17 protein-coding genes are annotated in these 17,268 nt (G+C 69.9%); 13 read left to right on the top strand and 4 right to left on the bottom strand.

Annotation, left to right across the window (positions count from 1 at the left end):
• Positions 1-308: 308 nt before the first annotated feature.
• Positions 309-1,226: an NmrA family NAD(P)-binding protein gene (locus tag AC3ERS_RS19770; RefSeq protein WP_431969497.1), complete on the bottom strand. Its 918-nt coding sequence runs from the start codon at positions 1,224-1,226 to the stop codon at positions 309-311.
• A 115-nt stretch (positions 1,227-1,341) separates the two neighbouring features.
• Between AC3ERS_RS19770 and AC3ERS_RS19765 the strand changes: the two genes are divergently transcribed.
• Entirely contained in the window at positions 1,342-2,127 is a 786-nt protein-coding gene (locus tag AC3ERS_RS19765) for a TetR/AcrR family transcriptional regulator (protein ID WP_431969496.1), read from the top strand.
• Positions 2,128-2,424: 297 nt separating this feature from the next.
• Here the strand turns inward: AC3ERS_RS19765 and AC3ERS_RS19760 are convergent, their stop codons facing one another.
• On the bottom strand, positions 2,425-2,814 hold the full coding sequence (locus AC3ERS_RS19760) for a DUF2237 family protein (protein WP_019048221.1): 390 nt from the start codon (positions 2,812-2,814) through the stop codon (positions 2,425-2,427).
• A gap of 330 nt (positions 2,815-3,144) precedes the next feature.
• Between AC3ERS_RS19760 and ftsY the strand changes: the two genes are divergently transcribed.
• From ftsY to trmD, 12 genes are all read left to right on the top strand, one after another.
• Positions 3,145-4,713 (top strand): signal recognition particle-docking protein FtsY, encoded by a 1,569-nt coding sequence (ftsY, locus tag AC3ERS_RS19755; RefSeq protein WP_431969495.1) that lies wholly within the window; start codon positions 3,145-3,147, stop codon positions 4,711-4,713.
• Between the two features lie 457 nt (positions 4,714-5,170).
• A complete protein-coding gene (locus tag AC3ERS_RS19750) occupies positions 5,171-6,469 on the top strand; it encodes an ammonium transporter (protein WP_431969546.1) in 1,299 nt (432 codons plus the stop codon).
• Between the two features lie 4 nt (positions 6,470-6,473).
• Positions 6,474-6,812 carry a P-II family nitrogen regulator gene (locus AC3ERS_RS19745; RefSeq protein ID WP_040868325.1) on the top strand — a complete coding sequence of 113 codons (339 nt, stop codon included), beginning with the start codon at positions 6,474-6,476 and terminating at the stop codon, positions 6,810-6,812.
• A 156-nt stretch (positions 6,813-6,968) separates the two neighbouring features.
• A complete protein-coding gene (locus AC3ERS_RS19740; RefSeq protein WP_431969494.1) occupies positions 6,969-9,422 on the top strand; it encodes a [protein-PII] uridylyltransferase in 2,454 nt (817 codons plus the stop codon).
• Between the two features lie 129 nt (positions 9,423-9,551).
• A complete protein-coding gene (locus AC3ERS_RS19735) occupies positions 9,552-9,869 on the top strand; it encodes a hypothetical protein (RefSeq protein WP_245668712.1) in 318 nt (105 codons plus the stop codon).
• A gap of 102 nt (positions 9,870-9,971) precedes the next feature.
• Complete coding sequence (ffh, locus tag AC3ERS_RS19730) at positions 9,972-11,540, top strand: signal recognition particle protein (protein ID WP_431969493.1); 1,569 nt, start codon at positions 9,972-9,974, stop codon at positions 11,538-11,540.
• Between the two features lie 73 nt (positions 11,541-11,613).
• Positions 11,614-12,708, top strand: a complete 1,095-nt coding sequence (locus AC3ERS_RS19725; RefSeq protein WP_431969492.1) for an amidohydrolase family protein — start codon at positions 11,614-11,616, stop codon at positions 12,706-12,708.
• Positions 12,709-12,803: 95 nt separating this feature from the next.
• On the top strand, positions 12,804-13,358 hold the full coding sequence (locus AC3ERS_RS19720; RefSeq protein WP_431969491.1) for a dihydrofolate reductase family protein: 555 nt from the start codon (positions 12,804-12,806) through the stop codon (positions 13,356-13,358).
• A 214-nt stretch (positions 13,359-13,572) separates the two neighbouring features.
• A complete protein-coding gene (gene rpsP / locus AC3ERS_RS19715) occupies positions 13,573-14,004 on the top strand; it encodes a 30S ribosomal protein S16 (protein ID WP_431969490.1) in 432 nt (143 codons plus the stop codon).
• An 82-nt stretch (positions 14,005-14,086) separates the two neighbouring features.
• Positions 14,087-14,329 carry an RNA-binding protein gene (locus tag AC3ERS_RS19710; RefSeq protein ID WP_067782143.1) on the top strand — a complete coding sequence of 81 codons (243 nt, stop codon included), beginning with the start codon at positions 14,087-14,089 and terminating at the stop codon, positions 14,327-14,329.
• Positions 14,330-14,854, top strand: a complete 525-nt coding sequence (rimM, locus tag AC3ERS_RS19705) for a ribosome maturation factor RimM (protein ID WP_431969489.1) — start codon at positions 14,330-14,332, stop codon at positions 14,852-14,854.
• 61 nt (positions 14,855-14,915) lie between these two features.
• Positions 14,916-15,599, top strand: a complete 684-nt coding sequence (gene trmD / locus AC3ERS_RS19700) for a tRNA (guanosine(37)-N1)-methyltransferase TrmD (RefSeq protein WP_431969488.1) — start codon at positions 14,916-14,918, stop codon at positions 15,597-15,599.
• Positions 15,600-15,864: 265 nt separating this feature from the next.
• On the opposite strand, the gene AC3ERS_RS19695 is transcribed toward trmD, so the two are convergent.
• The gene (locus AC3ERS_RS19695) at positions 15,865-16,233 is read right to left on the bottom strand and encodes a VOC family protein (RefSeq protein ID WP_431969487.1); all 369 of its coding nucleotides are present in this window, start codon (positions 16,231-16,233) and stop codon (positions 15,865-15,867) included.
• Between the two features lie 115 nt (positions 16,234-16,348).
• Entirely contained in the window at positions 16,349-17,200 is an 852-nt protein-coding gene (locus AC3ERS_RS19690) for a helix-turn-helix transcriptional regulator (RefSeq protein WP_431969486.1), read from the bottom strand.
• Positions 17,201-17,268 lie beyond the last annotated feature (68 nt).

Genomic DNA, 17,268 nt, shown 5'->3' with positions numbered 1-17,268 from the left:
AGGACTGTCGGAGAACGCTTCTCACATCGTCGCGGGCGGACCGCCGAAGTGCTGCGCCTTCGCGGGCGGGAAGGTGCGAATTTTCCCGTGGCGCCGCCTAGCCGATGATCGGCGAGGCGGCGCCGAGTTCGCCCGTGTGCCGAGTTCGCCCGTGTGCCGAGTTCGCCCGTGTGCCGAGTTCGCCCGTGTGCCGAGTTCGCCCGTGTGCCGAGTTCGCCCGTGTGCCGAGTTCGCCCGTGTGCCGAGTTCGCCCGTGTGGCGTGATGGTCCGAGTATCCCGGTCGTACCGGACGCCGAAGCCCGGCGGATCAGCGTGCGGCGCTGGCCTTCTGGGCGTCGAGCAGCGCCCCGATCCGGTCGGCCCCGCCGGATGCGAGCCAGGTGTCGAGGGTCCACAGCCCCGGGTGGAGTTCGCGCAGCGCGGGAAGGTCGGCGTGCCAACCGCCGGTCTCGCGCGTCACCCGCCAGACGTTGACGATCTCGGGGCCGATCGCCTCCGCCTCGGCCTCGCTCACCTCTTCGTACCGCACCGGATGTCCGGTGGCGCGAGCGATCGCCGCCGCGGCGGCGACGGGAGTGACCGCGTCGCCTGCCAATTCGAGGATCTGGCCGTGGAATCGGTCCGGATCTGCGAAGGCCAGCGCGGCGAAGACCGCGATATCGTCGACCGCGATCATCTGCAGCGGCCGGTCGGCGGGGAACAGATGGCGGTGCACGCCGTGCGCGATGCCGTCCACCGGAGAACCCTGGAGCAGGTAGTTCTCCATGAAACGGACCGGCCGCAGGACGGTGTAGCGCAGGCCGCTGGCGACCAAAGCCTCCTCGATGCGCTGTTTGCCGTGCGCGCCCCACGCGATGTCGTCGCCCAGCGAGCCGACGCCGGTGAAGACGACGTGGTCGACACCCGCGGTGCGCGCGGCCTCGATCAGCGCGATGCCACGCCGGGCCTCCAGGTCGCCGTCCCAGCCCGCGACGCGGTAAGTCGCTGGGGGAACGGCGAATACGCCGCGGGCTCCGGTCGCCGCGGCGAGCAGGGTGTCGGGCGCGTCGAAGTCGCCGATCGCCAGTTCGGCGCCTGCCGCTGCCAGCGCTCGCGCGGCGGGCGCGTCGGGGTCGCGCACCAGGACGCGCACCGGGATGCCGTCGGCCCGGAGCCTGCGGGCGGTCACGCCGCCCTGCTTTCCGGTGCCGCCGGTGACGAGGATCGGGTCGTGCTGAGAGGACATGTTCGCCTTCTTCTGGTGAATCGTCTCGATAGAATCGGGTCGGTCGACCCGTTTTCGGACGTTACGGGTGGCCCCACCCGGTTGGCCAGGCCATATATGGAAGGTGCGTAACGAAATGACGGTCCCCGTGGCACCCTCGACCCTCGCGGCGCGGGCCGACGCACAGCGCAATCGCGCGCTCGTGCTCGCCGCCGCGCAGCGGGCTTTCGCCGAGCGCGGACTCGCGGTGTCCCTCGCCGAGGTCGCGCGCCGAGCCGGTGTCGGCGCGGGCACGGTCTATCGGCACTTCCCGACGAAATCCGATCTGCTGGAAGCGGTTATGCAGCAGCGGGTGGACCGGCTGGCCCGGCTCGCCGCCGCGCAGGTGGGTGCGCGGGATCCGGGCGCGGCGTTCTTCGAGTTCTGCGTGGATGTGGTGTTGTCCACGCCGCGTAACCAGGCGCTGTGCGAGGTGGTGCAGTCCGACGACGGGTGGCCGCGCACGCTGATGCGCGGTGCGGGACTGCGATTCCACCGCGCGCTCGAGGCGCTGCTGCTCGCGGCGCAGCGGCAGGGCGCGGTCCGCGCCGACATCGTGCTGGCCGACGTGCTCGACGTCTTCACCGGATGCGTTGCCATCCAACGGAACAGGCCCGCGGGGAGTGAACTCGCGCGCGCCGCGGTGATCCTGCTCGACGCGCTGCGCGCCACCCCCGGCGGCACGAGCGTAACGAAACTCCGCGCTGTCCCGGATTCGCGTGACGAAACAGAGGCTCATAACGAAACTGCCGGGGGTTCGCGCTGCCCGGTCTGCGGCTCGGCACTGGCCGCACCCGGGACCGGTCGTCCCCGTCGCTACTGCTCGGCGGCTTGCCGTCAGAAGGCGCACCGTTCCCGTGCCGCCGCCCGCGCCATGGGCTGAACTGGCCGCGACATCGCACCGCGCGAATCGTGCGATGCCGAAGTCCGCGACGACCGATGGCGGTCGAAGCACAGGATGTCGGTGGCGTCACCCGGCATCGTGATCGACGCGGTGGCGCGATACCGGCGCGGATTGCCGAGCGCCCACCAGGCGGGGCTCGGCGCGGAAACAGCCCGGCCGCGAGAGACATTCGGGCCGACGGTGGCTGCGGTTGCCGTTCACCGCCGATCGATCAGGAACGGGTAGCCGCGATCGGACGCGTGGTGCGAGGAAGGACCGGGATAGCCCCGGGCAGGCCTACAGCAGATCGCTCACATCGTCGGGGACGTCGACGGCGTACTTGCGCAGGATGTCCATCGAGATCACTTCCAGGGCGTTCTCGTGGGTGGCCGCGAGCACCACGGGTGCGGCGACGCCGTCCTCGTGGGCGTGCAGCCAGCGCACCGCCACCACGCACCACCGGTCACCCGGCTGCAGGCCGGGGAAGTTGTTCTCCGGGCGCGGCGTACTGAGGTCGTTGCCGATGGACGCCTGATGTTCGAGGAACTCGGCCGTGACGACGGTGCACACGGTATGGCTGCCCAGATCCTCCGGCCCGGTGCTGCAGCAGCCGTCCCGGTAGAAACCGGTCAGAGGATCGGTGCCGCACTCTTCCAGCGGCCCCCCAAGCACGTTTCGATCGGTCACGTCGCCGATCCTATTGTCAGTTCGCGAGAAGTTCCGCAGGACAAGAAATCTCGGGGGCTGTGTCTCGGTCTCGCGCGTGGCGTGATAAGGCGCGGTTGCGCCGCTGCTCCGGCCGGGTGCGGGTGTCCGGAGGACCGGGTGCGACCGCGCCGGTCGCGTGCCGCCGCCTTCGCTCCCGCCGTGTGCGGACCGTGGCGGGACCATCTCGGGCCGCGCGTGTAATGGGATGGTCGCGCCGGTGATCGGACTCACATGGCGCGTCGGCGCGAGCCCGGCGTGGGCGCGGTCGGCGGACCGCGCCTATCAGCGGCGATGCGACGTTCTGCAAGGATGGTCGGCGTGAGTTCCGAAGTCTGGATTCTGATAGCCGCGATCGCCGCCCTGCTACTGGTGGCGTTCGTCGGCGGATTCGTGCTGCACAGGCGCCGCCGCGTCTCGATCACGGCGTCGGCGCCGGAGAAGGAGCTGACCGATCGGTCGGGCGGCTACACGGCGGCGGGCGGGTTCAACTTCAGTCAGGGCGGCGCGGCGACCGCGACACGCCCGGAACCGAGCCCGCAACCGAACCTGGAACGGACCGACACCGAGGGGCAACCGCACGTCGGTGACGACGCGGCCGTCCCGCGCGACGCCCCGCGGCGCGGCATCACCAATGTGGCGCTGCCGGACGCCGACGTCCTCGCGGAACCCGAGGGACCGACGGCCGAGCCGGTCGAATCGGCGCAGGACGGCACGTCCGCCGCGACGCAGGCCGCTCCGGAATCGCAGGCTCCCGCCGATCCGGAGACCCTCGCCGATACGCAAGCGACCGACCAGGCCCCGGCCGACCAGCTCCCCGTCGACGAGCCGGCGACTTCGGTCGAGCCGCCCGCACCGTCCGACACGGCGGTCGCCGAGCCCGAGACGACCGTCGGACCGGCCCCGGTCGTGCCCGACACCGCGGCCGCCGCCGAGACCGCTCCCGCACTCGAGGAGATCGAGCCCACCGCGGGCCGCCTGGTCCGTCTGCGCGGCCGACTATCCCGTTCGCAGAACGCGGTCGGCAAGAGCTTGCTCGGACTGCTCGGCGGCGGCGACCTGGACGAGGACTCCTGGGAAGAGATCGAGGACACCCTCGTCCTCGCCGATCTCGGCACCGCGAGCACCAGCGCCGTGGTCGGCCGCCTGCGCGAGGAGATGGCCGCGCGCAGCGTGCGCACCACCGACCAGGCCCGCGCCGTGCTGCGCGACGTGCTGGTCGAGGCGCTGCGTCCCGAGCTGGACCGTTCCATCCGCGCGCTGCCGCACGCCGACCATCCGTCGATTTTGCTGGTCGTCGGCGTCAACGGCACCGGGAAGACCACCACCACCGGCAAGCTGGCCAGGGTCCTGGTCGCCGACGGCCGCCGGGTGCTGCTCGGCGCGGCCGACACCTTCCGTGCCGCGGCCGCCGACCAGTTGCAGACCTGGGGCGAGCGGGTCGGCGCGGAGACGGTGCGCGGCAAGGAGGGCGCCGACCCGGCCGCGGTCGCGTTCGACGCGGTCAGCGCGGGCATCGAGCGCGGTGTCGACGTGGTGCTCGTCGACACCGCGGGCCGCCTGCACACCAAGACCGGCCTGATGGACGAGCTCGGCAAGGTCAAGCGCGTCGTGGAGAAGAAGGCCGAGGTCGACGAGGTCCTGCTGGTGCTGGACGCCACCGTCGGGCAGAACGGCCTGATGCAGGCGCGGGTGTTCGCCGAGGTCGTCGACATCAGCGGCGTGGTGCTGACCAAGCTGGACGGGACCGCCAAGGGCGGCATCGTCTTCCAGGTGCAGCACGAGCTCGGCGTGCCGGTGAAACTGGTCGGTCTCGGCGAAGGCGCGGACGATCTGGCGCCGTTCGAGCCCGGCGCCTTCGTGGACGCGCTCCTCGGCTGAGCCCGGTTTCGGCATCACGTCGGACGGCCGAGCGGACACCGCTCGGCCGTCCGACATTTGCGCATCGATAGCGGACGATCGAGGTCCGAGTCCGCTTTCAGGCCGCTTTCACGCCCTTTCTCTCGAGCATTCCGCCACCGATCTCGAGAGTTCCGCCGCGCAGGTCGGTGAACGGAAAGTTTGCGGTGTCCTACTCGCAGGTAACCGGTCGCCGCGGTGCGCCGACACAAACCTCACACCAGGCGGGAAACGTGTGGTGTACACCACGAAACGTGGTAGCAACACAACGGCGCTATCCGTTCACGCAGGCGCAACACGACAGCTCAACGGATGAAACACCGAATGGCGACCCTTCTGTGCAGGTCCATTTGCCGAAGGCGGCTGGGCCCGAGATGAGGAGGACATTAAGGTGGCATTTCCCGTAATCGGCGCGCCGGACGCCGGTGACACCGCATGGATGCTGGCGAGTTCAGCACTCGTGCTTCTGATGACACCCGGACTCGCGTTCTTCTACGGCGGCATGGTCCGCAGCAAGAACGTGCTGAACATGATCATGATGAGCATCAGCGCCATGGGACTGGTAACGATCCTGTGGTCGCTGTACGGCTTCTCCATGACCTTCGGTGAGGACAAAGCGAACCTCATCGGTGACCCGGGACAGTATTTCGGCCTGAAGAGCGTTTTCGGCGGTAGCTACCTTGCCTCCACCGACCCGGCGGCCCCGGCCGCGGTTCCCCTGAACGGAACCATTCCGCTGTCGGTGTTCGTCGCGTTCCAGCTCATGTTCGCGATCATCACCGTTGCACTCATCTCGGGCGCGGTCGCCGACCGCTTGAAGTTCGGCTCCTGGCTGGCGTTCGCCGGTATCTGGGTCACCGTCGTGTACTTCCCGGTCGCGCACTGGGTCTTTGCCTTCGATGGCTACACCGGTGAAGAGGGCGGCTGGATCGCCAACAACCTGAAGGCCATCGACTTCGCCGGTGGTACCGCGGTCCACATCAACGCCGGCGCCGCCGGTCTGGTGCTCGCGATCGTGCTCGGCAAGCGCAAGGGCTGGCCGGGCACGCCGTTCCGCCCGCACAACCTGCCGTTCGTCATGCTCGGCGCCGGTCTGCTGTGGTTCGGCTGGTACGGCTTCAACGCCGGTTCGGCGGTCGGCTCCAACGGCATCGCGGGCGCGACCTTCCTGACCACCACCATCGCCACCGCCGCCGCCATGCTGGCCTGGCTCCTGGTGGAGAAGATCCGCGACGGCCACCCCACCTCGCTGGGTGCGGCCTCGGGCATCGTCGCCGGTCTGGTGGCCATCACCCCGGCCTGTTCCTCGGTGAACGTCGTCGGCGCGCTGGCCATCGGCGTGGTCGCGGGTGCGCTGTGCGCCCTCGCGGTCGGCCTGAAGTTCAAGTTCGGCTTCGACGACTCGCTCGACGTGGTCGGCGTGCACCTGGTCGGCGGTCTCGTCGGCACCCTGATGGTGGGCCTGGTCGCCGCGCCCGAAGCTCCGGCGGCGGTCGAAGGCTTGTTCTACGGTGGTGGGATCGAGCAGTTGAAGCTGCAGGCTGTCGGTGCGTTCACCGTGCTTGCGTACTCCCTGGTCGCGACGGCGGTGATCGCTTACATCGTGAAGTTCACGATCGGTCTGCGCGCGACGGACGAGGGCGAGTCGGTGGGCCTGGACGAGTCCGAGCACGCGGAAACCGCATACGATTTCGCTGCTGTGGGTGGCACGGCACGCTCGCTCGTCAAGGAGGCATGACGACATGAAACTGATCACCGCAATCGTCAAACCGTTCACGCTCGAGGACGTCAAGTCCGGGCTCGAGCAGGCTGGCGTGCTCGGCATGACCGTCAGCGAGGTGCAGGGTTACGGGCGGCAGAAGGGCCACACCGAGGTCTACCGCGGCGCCGAGTACTCGGTGGACTTCGTGCCGAAGGTGCGCGTCGAGGTCGTCGTGGACGACGCGTCGGTCGACAAGGTCGTCGAGGTGATCGTCGAGGCCTCGCGCACCGGCAAGATCGGTGACGGCAAGGTCTGGGTCACTCCGGTGGAGTCGATCATCCGCGTGCGGACCGGCGAACGCGGTACCGACGCGCTGTAACCGCGGCGTGAGCATCGGGCCCGGAGGCGGTAGCGCAGCGTGACCACGAAGGGCCCGTGAGCGGCGCGCATGCGATACGGGACAACGAGCGGCGGCCCCGCTCCCACCGGAGACCGGTAGGGGCGGGGCCGCACGCATTGAATTGGGCGGTGGGTTGTGGGCAGCAGTAGCGGAAACGGCAAGCAGGACAACGGCGAACGGGTCTCCAACGGGGCGGCCGATCTGGTCGCCGCGCGAGATCAGCTGCTCGACGGCGGCATGCCGCGCAATCCGCGATTGGACGCCGAGTCCCTCCGGTCGGCGCTGGTCGACCTCTTCGAACTGTGGCTCACCAGCAAGGGCGCCGAGCTGGGTATCACCGCCGACAGCGGTCTCGCGGTGGTGGCGGTCGGCGGGCTCGGGCGCAGGGAGATGCTGCCCTACTCGGATCTGGATCTGGTGTTGTTGCACGACGACGTCGATCCGGCCAGGGTGGCCGAGGTCGCCGACCAGCTCTGGTATCCGCTCTGGGACGCCCACATCAAACTCGACCACAGCGTGCGGACCGTCCCCCAAGCGCTGCGGGTCGCCAACGACGATCTGATCGCGGCCCTCGGCATGCTCGAGGCCCGGCACATCGTCGGCGACGTGGAGTTGAGCAACCTGCTGATCGGCGGGGTGCGCCGCGAGTGGCGCACCGGAATCCGCAACCGCTTCGACGAGCTGATCGCCCAGGCACAGGCCCGCTGGCAGCGCAGCGGCGAGATCGCGCACCGCGCCGAGCCCGATCTGAAGAACGGCCGCGGCGGGCTGCGCGACATCCAACTGCTGGACGCGCTGGCCGTCGCCCAGCTGACCGACGCCATGCCGGGGCTGGGTCCTGATGTGCCCGGCGGCGGCGTGAAACAAGCGCAGCGTCGTTTGCTCGACGTTCGCACCGAGCTGCACCGTGTCGCGGGACGATCCCGCGATCAGCTGCGCGCGCAGGACGCCGACGAGATCGGCGCCGCCCTGCGCATCGGCGATCGGTTCGATCTCGCTCGCACGCTGAGCGATTCGGCGCGGACGGTCAGCTACTCCGTCGACGTCGGACTGCGCACGGCCGCCAACGCGCTGCCGCGCCGCGGCCTCGCTCGACTGCGCCGCATGCCCGTGCGACGACCACTCGATGAGGGGGTGGTCGAACACGCGGGCGAGGTGGTGCTGGCCAGAGACGCGCGGCCGCAACGCGATCCGGGGCTCATCCTGCGGGTTGCCGCCGCATCGGCGCAGACCGGGCTGCCGATGTCGGCCACTACGCTGAACCGCCTCTCCGAGGACGCGCCCGAGCTGCGCGAGCCGTGGCCGAAGGACGCGCTCAACGATCTGCTCGTGTTGCTCGGCGCCGGGCGCGGCACCATCGACGCGATCGAGGCGCTGGATCGCACCGGGCTGTGGGGCAGGCTGCTGCCGGAATGGGGCGCGGTGCGTGATCTGCCGCCGCGCGACGCCTTGCACACCTGGACCGTCGACCGTCATCTGATGGAGAGCGTCGCGTACGCGAGCGCGCTCAGCACGCGGGTGGCCCGCCCCGACCTGCTCCTGCTCGGCGCGCTGCTGCACGACATCGGCAAGGGCCGCGCCGGCGATCACAGCGTGGTCGGCGCCGAGCTGGCCACCCACATCGGCCGCAGGCTCGGGCTGTGGCCCTCCGACGTGCGCACGCTCAGCGCCGTGGTCCGCCACCACCTGCTGCTCCCGGAGACCGCGACCCGCCGCGACCTCGCGGACCCGGACACGGTGCAGCTCGTCGTCGACGCGCTCGACGGCGACGTGCAGCTGCTGGAACTGCTGCACACGCTGGCCGAGGCCGACTCGCTGGCCACCGGCCCCGGCGTCTGGGGCGACTGGAAGGCCTCGCTCATCGGCGATCTGGTGCGGCGCTGCCGCACGGTCATGGCGGGCTTCGAACTGCCGACCCCCGAGCCCATCGCGCCGGAGTTGCTGGCCAAGGCGGCGGCGGGCGGCGTTCACGTCGACCTGAAGCCAGGCGAGGGCAAGTACACCTATGTGGTGACGGTGATCGCGCCGGACACGCCCGGTTTGCTCTCCGACGCCGCGGGCGTGCTCGCGCTGCATTCGCTGCGGGTGCTCTCCGCCTCGCTCGGCGGCGAGGGCGCGTCGGCCGTCAACACCTTCGTGGTCTCGCCCAAGTTCGGCGACCCGCCGGACGCGGGTTTGCTGCGCCAGGAACTGATCAGGGCCATCGCCGGGGACCTCGATCTGCCCGCGCTGCTCGCCAAGCGCGAACGCGAGGCGAGCGGAGTGGGCCCGAGCCCGTACGCCCAGGCCCAGCCGCGGATGATCTGGTCGTCGACCTCGACGCCGGGCCAGGTGATCCTGGAGCTGCGCGCCGAGGATCGCGTGGGGCTGCTGAGCCGGTTGGCCGCGGCGTTCGCGGGCTGCGGAGCGAACGTGCGCTGGGCGAAGGTGGTCACCATGGGTTCGGCCGTGGTCGACTCGTTCTGCCTCGAGCTGGGTGGCGAAGACGCGCCGCAGCGCCGCGACGCCATCGAGAAGGCGGTGCTGGACGTGGTGCCGCGACCCGCGCCGAAGACGCCGGACCCGGCGCTTCCCGACAACGTTTCCTGAGCCGCGACGGGCCGTGCCTCGGCGCGGACGACGGCGTTGCACGCGATTTGCTGGATCTTCGCTCCGTGCGCCGTGACGCACCCTACTATCAGAGCGTCTGGCTATCGCGAGCACGAGGGGAGCAGGTCGGTGGCAATTGAGGTTGTTTCGGCTTCGATGATGACGAGCGACGAGACCACGCACATGGCGCGGTGTGTCGGCGGAGATCGATGGGTCGTTTCCTGGTTGCCCGGCCGGACCTTGACCGGACGGCAGGCCGTGACCGCGATGACCATCGCCTCCACGGTTTCCACCACGCCCGACGCGCCGGAGGGCGCGGACTGGGCGATGCTCGACGATCTGGCGCTCGAGCTCGGACTGACCGGCCGGGAGGCCGCGTACATGGTCCGGCTGGAGAACCACGACTACCGCAAGACTTCCAAACCACGCCGTCGCGCACTCGAATAAATACCGCGCTCCGCTCGAAGGACGCACCGCCTGCGCGAACACGCAGGCGATCCCATTACGCTGGGAGGAAGTTGACGTCACTCGAGATCAGGAGCGCGATCGGTGTTCGAATCCCTGTCCGACCGGCTTACCGGTGCCCTCAAGGATCTGCGTGGTAAGGGGCGTCTGTCACCGGCCGACATCGACGCCACGTGCCGTGAGATCCGCTTGGCGCTGCTCGAGGCCGACGTCGCGCTGCCCGTGGTGCGCGGTTTCATCGCCAAGATCAAGGAGCGCGCCAAGGGCGCCGAGGTCTCCGGGGCGCTGAATCCGGCCCAGCAGGTCGTCAAGATCGTCAACGAGGAACTGATCGGCATCCTCGGCGGCGAGACCAGGCGGCTGAACCTGGCCAAGAACCCGCCGACGGTGATCATGCTCGCCGGTCTGCAGGGCTCCGGTAAGACCACGCTGGCGGGCAAGCTCGCGAAATGGCTGAAGGGACAAGGACATCAGCCGCTGCTGGTGGCCTGTGACCTACAGCGCCCCGGCGCCGTCACCCAGCTGCAGGTGGTCGGCGAGCGCGCGGGCGCGCCGGTGTTCGCCCCGCATCCCGGCACCTCCGTCGGCGGTGGCGACAACCCGCTCGGCATCTCCGCCGCCGACCCGATCGAGGTCGCGCGCGCCGGTGTCGAGGAGGCGCGCGTCAAGCAGTACGACGTGGTCATCGTCGACACCGCCGGTCGCCTCGGCATCGATCAGGAGCTGATGCGCCAGGCCGCGGGCATCCGCGACGCGGTGCAGCCGGACGAGACGCTGTTCGTGCTCGACGCCATGATCGGTCAGGACGCCGTCAACACGGCCGAGGCGTTCCGCGACGGCGTCGGGTTCACCGGCGTCGTGCTCACCAAGCTCGACGGCGACGCGCGTGGTGGCGCGGCCCTTTCGGTCCGCAACGTCACCGGCGAGCCGATCATGTTCGCCTCCAGCGGCGAGAAGCTGGAGGACTTCGACGTCTTCCACCCCGACCGCATGGCCAGCCGCATCCTCGGCATGGGCGACGTGCTCACCCTGATCGAGCAGGCCGAGCAGGTCTACGACGCGCAGCAGGCCGAGGAGGCCGCGCGCAAGATCGGCAGCGGCGAGCTCACCCTCGAGGACTTCCTCGAGCAGATGCTGGCGATCCGCAAGATGGGCCCGATCGGCAACCTGCTCGGCATGCTGCCCGGCGCGGGCCAGATGAAAGACGTGCTCGCCCAGGTCGACGACAAGCAGCTGGACCGGGTGCAGGCCATCATCCGCGGCATGACCCCGGCCGAGCGGGACAACCCGAAGATCATCAACGCCTCCCGCCGACTGCGCATCGCCAACGGCTCCGGCGTCGCGGTCTCCGAGGTCAACCAGCTCGTCGACCGCTTCTTCGAGGCCAAGAAGATGATGGCCATGATGGGCCGCCAGATGGGCCTGCCCGGCGCGCGGCGCGGCGGCAGCAAGAAGGGCAAGAAAGGCAAGAAGGGCGGACGCGGCCCGACCCCGCCGAAGGTGCGCGGCGGTCTGCCCGGCATGCCCATGCCGGGGATGCCGGGAATGCCCGCGGGCATGCCCGACCTGTCGAACATGCCCGCCGGGCTCAACGAATTGCCGCCTGGCCTCGACGGTTTCGACCTGTCCAAGCTCAAGTTCCCCAAGAAGTAGGCGTACGCGCTCTCGACGGGCGACGGCTCGAAGGTAGGTTGGGAGACCAGCCGAGCAGGTCCAGGAGGTCGCTGTGCATCTACGCGGGGTGGTTCTGCCGGACGACGAGGTGCGCGATCTCTGGGTGCACGACGGGCTGGTGTCCTTCGAGCCGGTGTCCGGCGCCGAAACCCTGTGTGACACAGGGTGGATCGTGCCCGGCCTGGTGGACGCGCACTGCCATGTCGGTATCCGCTACGGCGGTGGCCACGAGGACCGCGAAGGCGCGATCGCCCAGGCGGTGACCGAACGCGACGCCGGTGCGCTGCTGCTCCGCGACGCCGGGTCGCCGATCGATACCCGCTTCGTCGACGAGCACGACGAGCTGCCGAAGATCATCCGGGCGGGCAGGCACATCGCGCGGCCCAAGCGCTACATCCGCGAGCTCGGCATCGAACTCGACGACGAGCGCGACCTTCCGGAGATCGTGGCCGAGCAGGCGCGGCTCGGGGACGGCTGGGTGAAGATCGTCGGCGATTGGATCGACCGCTCCGTCGGCGACCTGCGTCCGCTGTGGAGCGACGCCGTCCTGAAGGAGGCCATCGACGCCGCGCACGCCAACGGCGCCAGGGTCACCGCGCACGTGTTCGGCGAGGACGCTCTGCCCGGCCTGATCGACGCGGGCATCGATTGCCTCGAGCACGGCACCGGGCTCACCGACGAGACCATCGAGATGATGGTCGAACACGGCACCGCGCTGGTCCCGACCCTGATCAACATCGACACCTTCCCGTCCATCGCCGACGGTGCGGGCAAATTCCCTGTCTACGCCGCCCACATGCGCGACCTGCACCGCCGCGTGCGCCGCACCGTCGCCGACGCGTACGACGCGGGCGTGCCCCTCTACACGGGCACCGACGCGGGCGGTTCCATCCGGCACGGCCGCATCGCCGACGAGATCATCGCCCTCACCGGCGCGGGCCTGTCCTCGCACGACGCGCTCGGCGCCGCCTCGTGGAACGCGCGCACCTGGCTCGACCGCCCGGGCATCGAGCACGGCGCCCCCGCCGACTTCGTCGTCTACCGCGACGACCCGCGCACCGAACCCGCGACCCTCGGCACCCCCGAATACGTCGTCCTGCGCGGCCGCGTCCACCGCTCCGCGGGCCCCGTCACCGGCCACCGCTGACCACGATCCAGCCGATTCGCGCGCTGGCCGATGAATCGGAGGCCGGGGCGTCGTCGGTAGTCGAGAAGGGCTTTTCGCACTAGGGAGGTCGGCGGATGCGGGATCTGGTGGTGACGGAGAACATCACGGTGGATGGGGTGATCGATGCGACGGAGGGGTGGTTCACGGTCGGCAACGATGCGGTGGACGATCGATCCGACATCCTGGCCGAGCTGATGACCCACACCGCGGCTTGCGATGCGGTGCTGTTCGGGCGTGTCACCTTCGAGGACATGCGCGGGTACTGGCCGGAGCAGACCGACGATCGGACCGGCATCACCGACGACCTGAACACGATGGCGAAATACGTGGTGTCGCGCTCGATGGGCGACCCGGGATGGCAGAACTCGACCGTGCTGCGCGGCCTCGACGAGGTGCGCGCGCTCAAGGAACGGCCGGGGAAGGACATCGTCAGCACCGGAAGCATCGACCTGGTGCACCAGCTGATCGACGCCGGTCTCGTCGACGAGTACCGGTTGTTCGTCTATCCCGTGGTGCTCGGCCGCGGCGCCCGGCTCTTCGCCGAGGGCGCGAAGATTCCGGCACTGCGACTGGTCGAGAGCAAGCCGTTCCGTTCCGGTGTGGTGCTGCTGCGCTATCGCCCCGCCTGATCAGCGGTACGGTCGCGTCACCGAGGTCGAGAGGCGATTTCGGGCGGGGCGGCCCGGTCTGGCAGAATGGACCACCGTCCTTCCGGACAGTGTCAGCCCGTCTCCGGTTACGTACCGCGCGGCGGTCACACACTTCAAGCGCAAAACCGGGCTCGCAGACCGTGCGAGTCGCTGAATTGCGCCGTGACCAACTATCTGAAAGAGGCAGATCAGCATGGCTGTTCGCATCAAGCTCACCCGCATGGGCAAGATCCGCAACCCGCAGTACCGCGTCGTCGTCGCGGACGCCCGCACCCGTCGTGACGGCCGGGCCATCGAGTCCATCGGCAAGTACCACCCGAAGGAAGAGCCGTCGCTGATCGAGATCGACTCTGAGCGCGTGCAGTACTGGCTGGGTGTCGGCGCGCAGCCGACCGAGCCGGTGCAGCGCCTCCTGGAGATCACCGGTGACTGGCAGAAGTTCAAGGGCCTGCCGGGCACCGAAGGCACGCTGAAGGTGAAGCCGGCCAAGCCGTCCAAGCTGGACCTGTTCAACGCCGCGCTCGCCGCCGCCGAGAACGAGCCGGTCGCCGAGGCCGTCACCCCGAAGAAGAAGGCCAAGAAGGACGAGGCCGAGGCCGAAGCCGCCACCGAGGCTGCCGAGTAATCGTGAGCGAGCGCAGCGAGCGAACCATCGACACAGCGCGCACCGCGCTCGCGACGGAGCCGAGCGCTAGCGAGGTGGAGTCGTGAGCGCGGTCGTGGCTGATGCCGTCGAGCACCTGGTGCGCGGCATCGTCGCCAATCCCGATGACGTCCGCGTCGAGCTGATCACCGGCCGCCGCGGGCGCACCGTCGAGGTGCACGTCCACCCCGAGGACCTGGGCAAGGTGATCGGCCGTGGCGGACGCACCGCGACTGCGCTGCGCACCCTCGTCGCAGGCATCGGCGGCCGTGGCATCCGGGTCGACGTGGTCGACACCGATCAGTAGATGGAACTCGTCGTAGGGCGGGTCGCCAAGTCGCACGGCGTGCGCGGCGAACTCGTCGTCGAGATCCGCACCGACGAACCCGAAGAGCGTTTCGCGGTGGGCGCCACCTTGCGTGGCCGCCTGCCGCGCTCGACGGAGGTTCGCGACTTCACCGTGGAGTCGGCCCGCGAGCACTCGGGCCGGCTCCTCGTGTTTCTCGCCGGGATCGCCGACCGCACCGCCGCCGACGCGCTGCGCGGGACGCTGTTCCTGGTGGACAGCGAAGATCTGCCGCCCTCGGACGATCCGGACGAGTTCTACGACCACGAGCTGGAGGGCCTCACCGTCCAGCTCACCGACGGCGCCGTCGTCGGAACGGTCACCGAGGTGCTGCATTCGGCCGCGGGAGAACTGCTTTCGGTGCGCGCCGCCGACGACGGGCGGGAGATCCTGATCCCGTTCGTCACCGCGATCGTGCCCACGGTGTCGATTGCCGACCGGCTGGTGGTCATCGATCCGCCCGAGGGCCTGCTCGATCCCGAGTGATGGGCACACCACGCGCTGTCGCGACCGGGCGCGGACAACTCGGTGGAACGAAGGGGCTGGGATGAGGCTCGACGTCATCACGATCTTTCCGGAGTATCTGGAACCGCTGCGGACGGCGCTGCTCGGCAAGGCCATCGACAAGGGACTGATCTCCGTCGACGTGCACGACCTGCGGCGCTGGACCCACGACGTGCACAAGTCGGTCGACGATTCGCCGTACGGCGGCGGCCCCGGCATGGTCATGAAGCCGACCGTGTGGGGCGACGCGCTGGACGAGGTGTGTCCCGCCGACGCGCTGCTCGTGGTGCCCACGCCCGCGGGCGTGCCGTTCACCCAGGCCACCGCGCAGCGCTGGGCCGCCGAGCGGCATCTGGTGTTCGCCTGCGGCCGCTACGAGGGCATCGACCAGCGCGTCTTCGACGACGCCGCGCGCCGGGTGCGCGTCGAAGAGGTGAGCATCGGCGACTACGTCCTCATCGGCGGTGAGGCTGCGGTGCTGGTCATGACCGAGGCCGTGGTGCGGCTGCTGCCCGGCGTGCTGGGCAATCAGCAGTCCCACCAAGAGGATTCGTTCTCCGACGGGCTGCTCGAAGGACCCTCCTACACCCGCCCCGTCAGCTGGCGCGGTCTGGACGTGCCACCGATCCTGCTCTCCGGCGACCACGCGAAGGTCGCCGCCTGGCGCCGCGAACAGTCCGTCGCTCGCACCCGTGAACGCCGACCGGACCTGCTGCCGCCGGATTGAGACAACGCCCACAGGGTCTTTCGTCCGCCGCGTGTCTTCGCACCGCGGAACCCGGCGGACGACCCCATGCGGCGACCGCGTGCGCCGTTGCCGCCGAACGTCGTCGGCTCGCATCGCGCGCGTGACATCGGACGGCGGCATCGGGCGGCGATCACGCGAGGGTCGGCGCCGTTGCCGCGATCGTCCCTGCGAACCTCTCCAGGGCATGCTGCGGCGAGTGCCGAATAGCATTCCGGCAGAGTAATTTTCGTGGGTCGATAACGGGCTAGTCGGGCAACTGCGCCGTCGTGATGCAGAACGGGTGACCCGCCGGGTCGAGCAACACCCTCCACCGGTCGCCGGGCTGAGTCGGCGCGGGCACGGCGCCCAGGGCTATGGCACGCTGCTCGCACGCATCGAGGTCGTCGTCGGCCGACAGGTCCAGGTGCACGATCGCGCTGCCGGGCCACACCGGCGGCTCGTAGTCGGCGATCCGCTGCGCGATGACCGCTAGACCGGACGGAATGCGGATCGCCGCGCTGCGGTCTTTGTTCCACAGCATGTGCCCGCCGAGCAGATCGAGGTAGAACCGCGCGAGCGCATCGGGGTCGGCGCAGTCCAGGGACAATCCCGCGATACGGAAAGGCTCTGTCACGCAAGGGAGTGTAGGGCCGACCACATTCCCGCGCCGACGCGGGAGGTCATCGCGGCGCTCCGCATTCCGTTGGCGGCCGGGCGAATTCGTCCGGCCGACCCGAAATGCACGGTGATCAGGGGAGCAGGCCGAGCCGCCGCGCCGTTACCACGGCTTCGTGGCGGGTGTGCGCGTCCAGTTTGGTCATGGCGTTGCGCAGGTAGCTCTTCACCGTTTCCGCGCCGAGCGAAAGGCGCTGCGCTGCCTCCTGATTGGTGCAGCCGAGCGCGATCTCGGCGAGCACGTCCAGTTCCCGGCGGGACAGGCGCGGTGCATCGGGGACGGGTTCGCCGGTGAGGACCCGGCCGAGGCGGTCGCAGATTCCGTGCAGCCGCGCCCGCATTCGTTCGTCGCCTGCCGTGCGGGCCAGGCCGCGCAACTCGGCGCCGATGTCGCGTAGCTCCTCCGCGACCGCGGGTGCGGTGTCGGGCGTGGTGGCCGACGCCTCCAGCAGGCGCAGCCGCCGATCCACCTCGTCGCGGATCGCGATCTCGGTGGCCAGCCGCTTACCCGCCTGCACCATCAGGTCGGCGGCGCGATCGCCGAGCGGGCTGGCCCCGCGGGTCGCGGCGTAGAGCACCGCGCGCGAGCGGTCGTCCACCACCACCGGCACCGCGAGCACCGCGCGGATGCCCTCGCCCGAGACCGGAGCGTCGTAGTGGTGGGTGATGGAGGCGGCGTTGCGGTAGTCCGCCACCGACGCGGGCCTGCGCATGTCCATCACCTGGCCGCCGAGGCCGGATCTGCGGAGCACGGTCAGCCCGCGCAGACCGTTGGTCATCGTGCCGACGAACTCGGTGAGCAGCAACGCATCCTCGTGCACCTCGCCACCGAATACGACAGGGACGCCCGCCCGGTGCGCCACCCAGCGAATCTCGGCGCGCAGCGCGTCCGCGTCACGGGGGCGTAGCAGCGAAGTGGTGGTCAAACGACTCACCCCTTTTCGGGGGTAGTGACGAACGTGATGTGACCCACATCCTATTGGACACGAGGGTG

The sequence above is a fragment of the Nocardia sp. bgisy134 genome (assembly GCF_057708325.1).
This window is presented reverse-complemented; position numbering and strand designations above follow the sequence as displayed.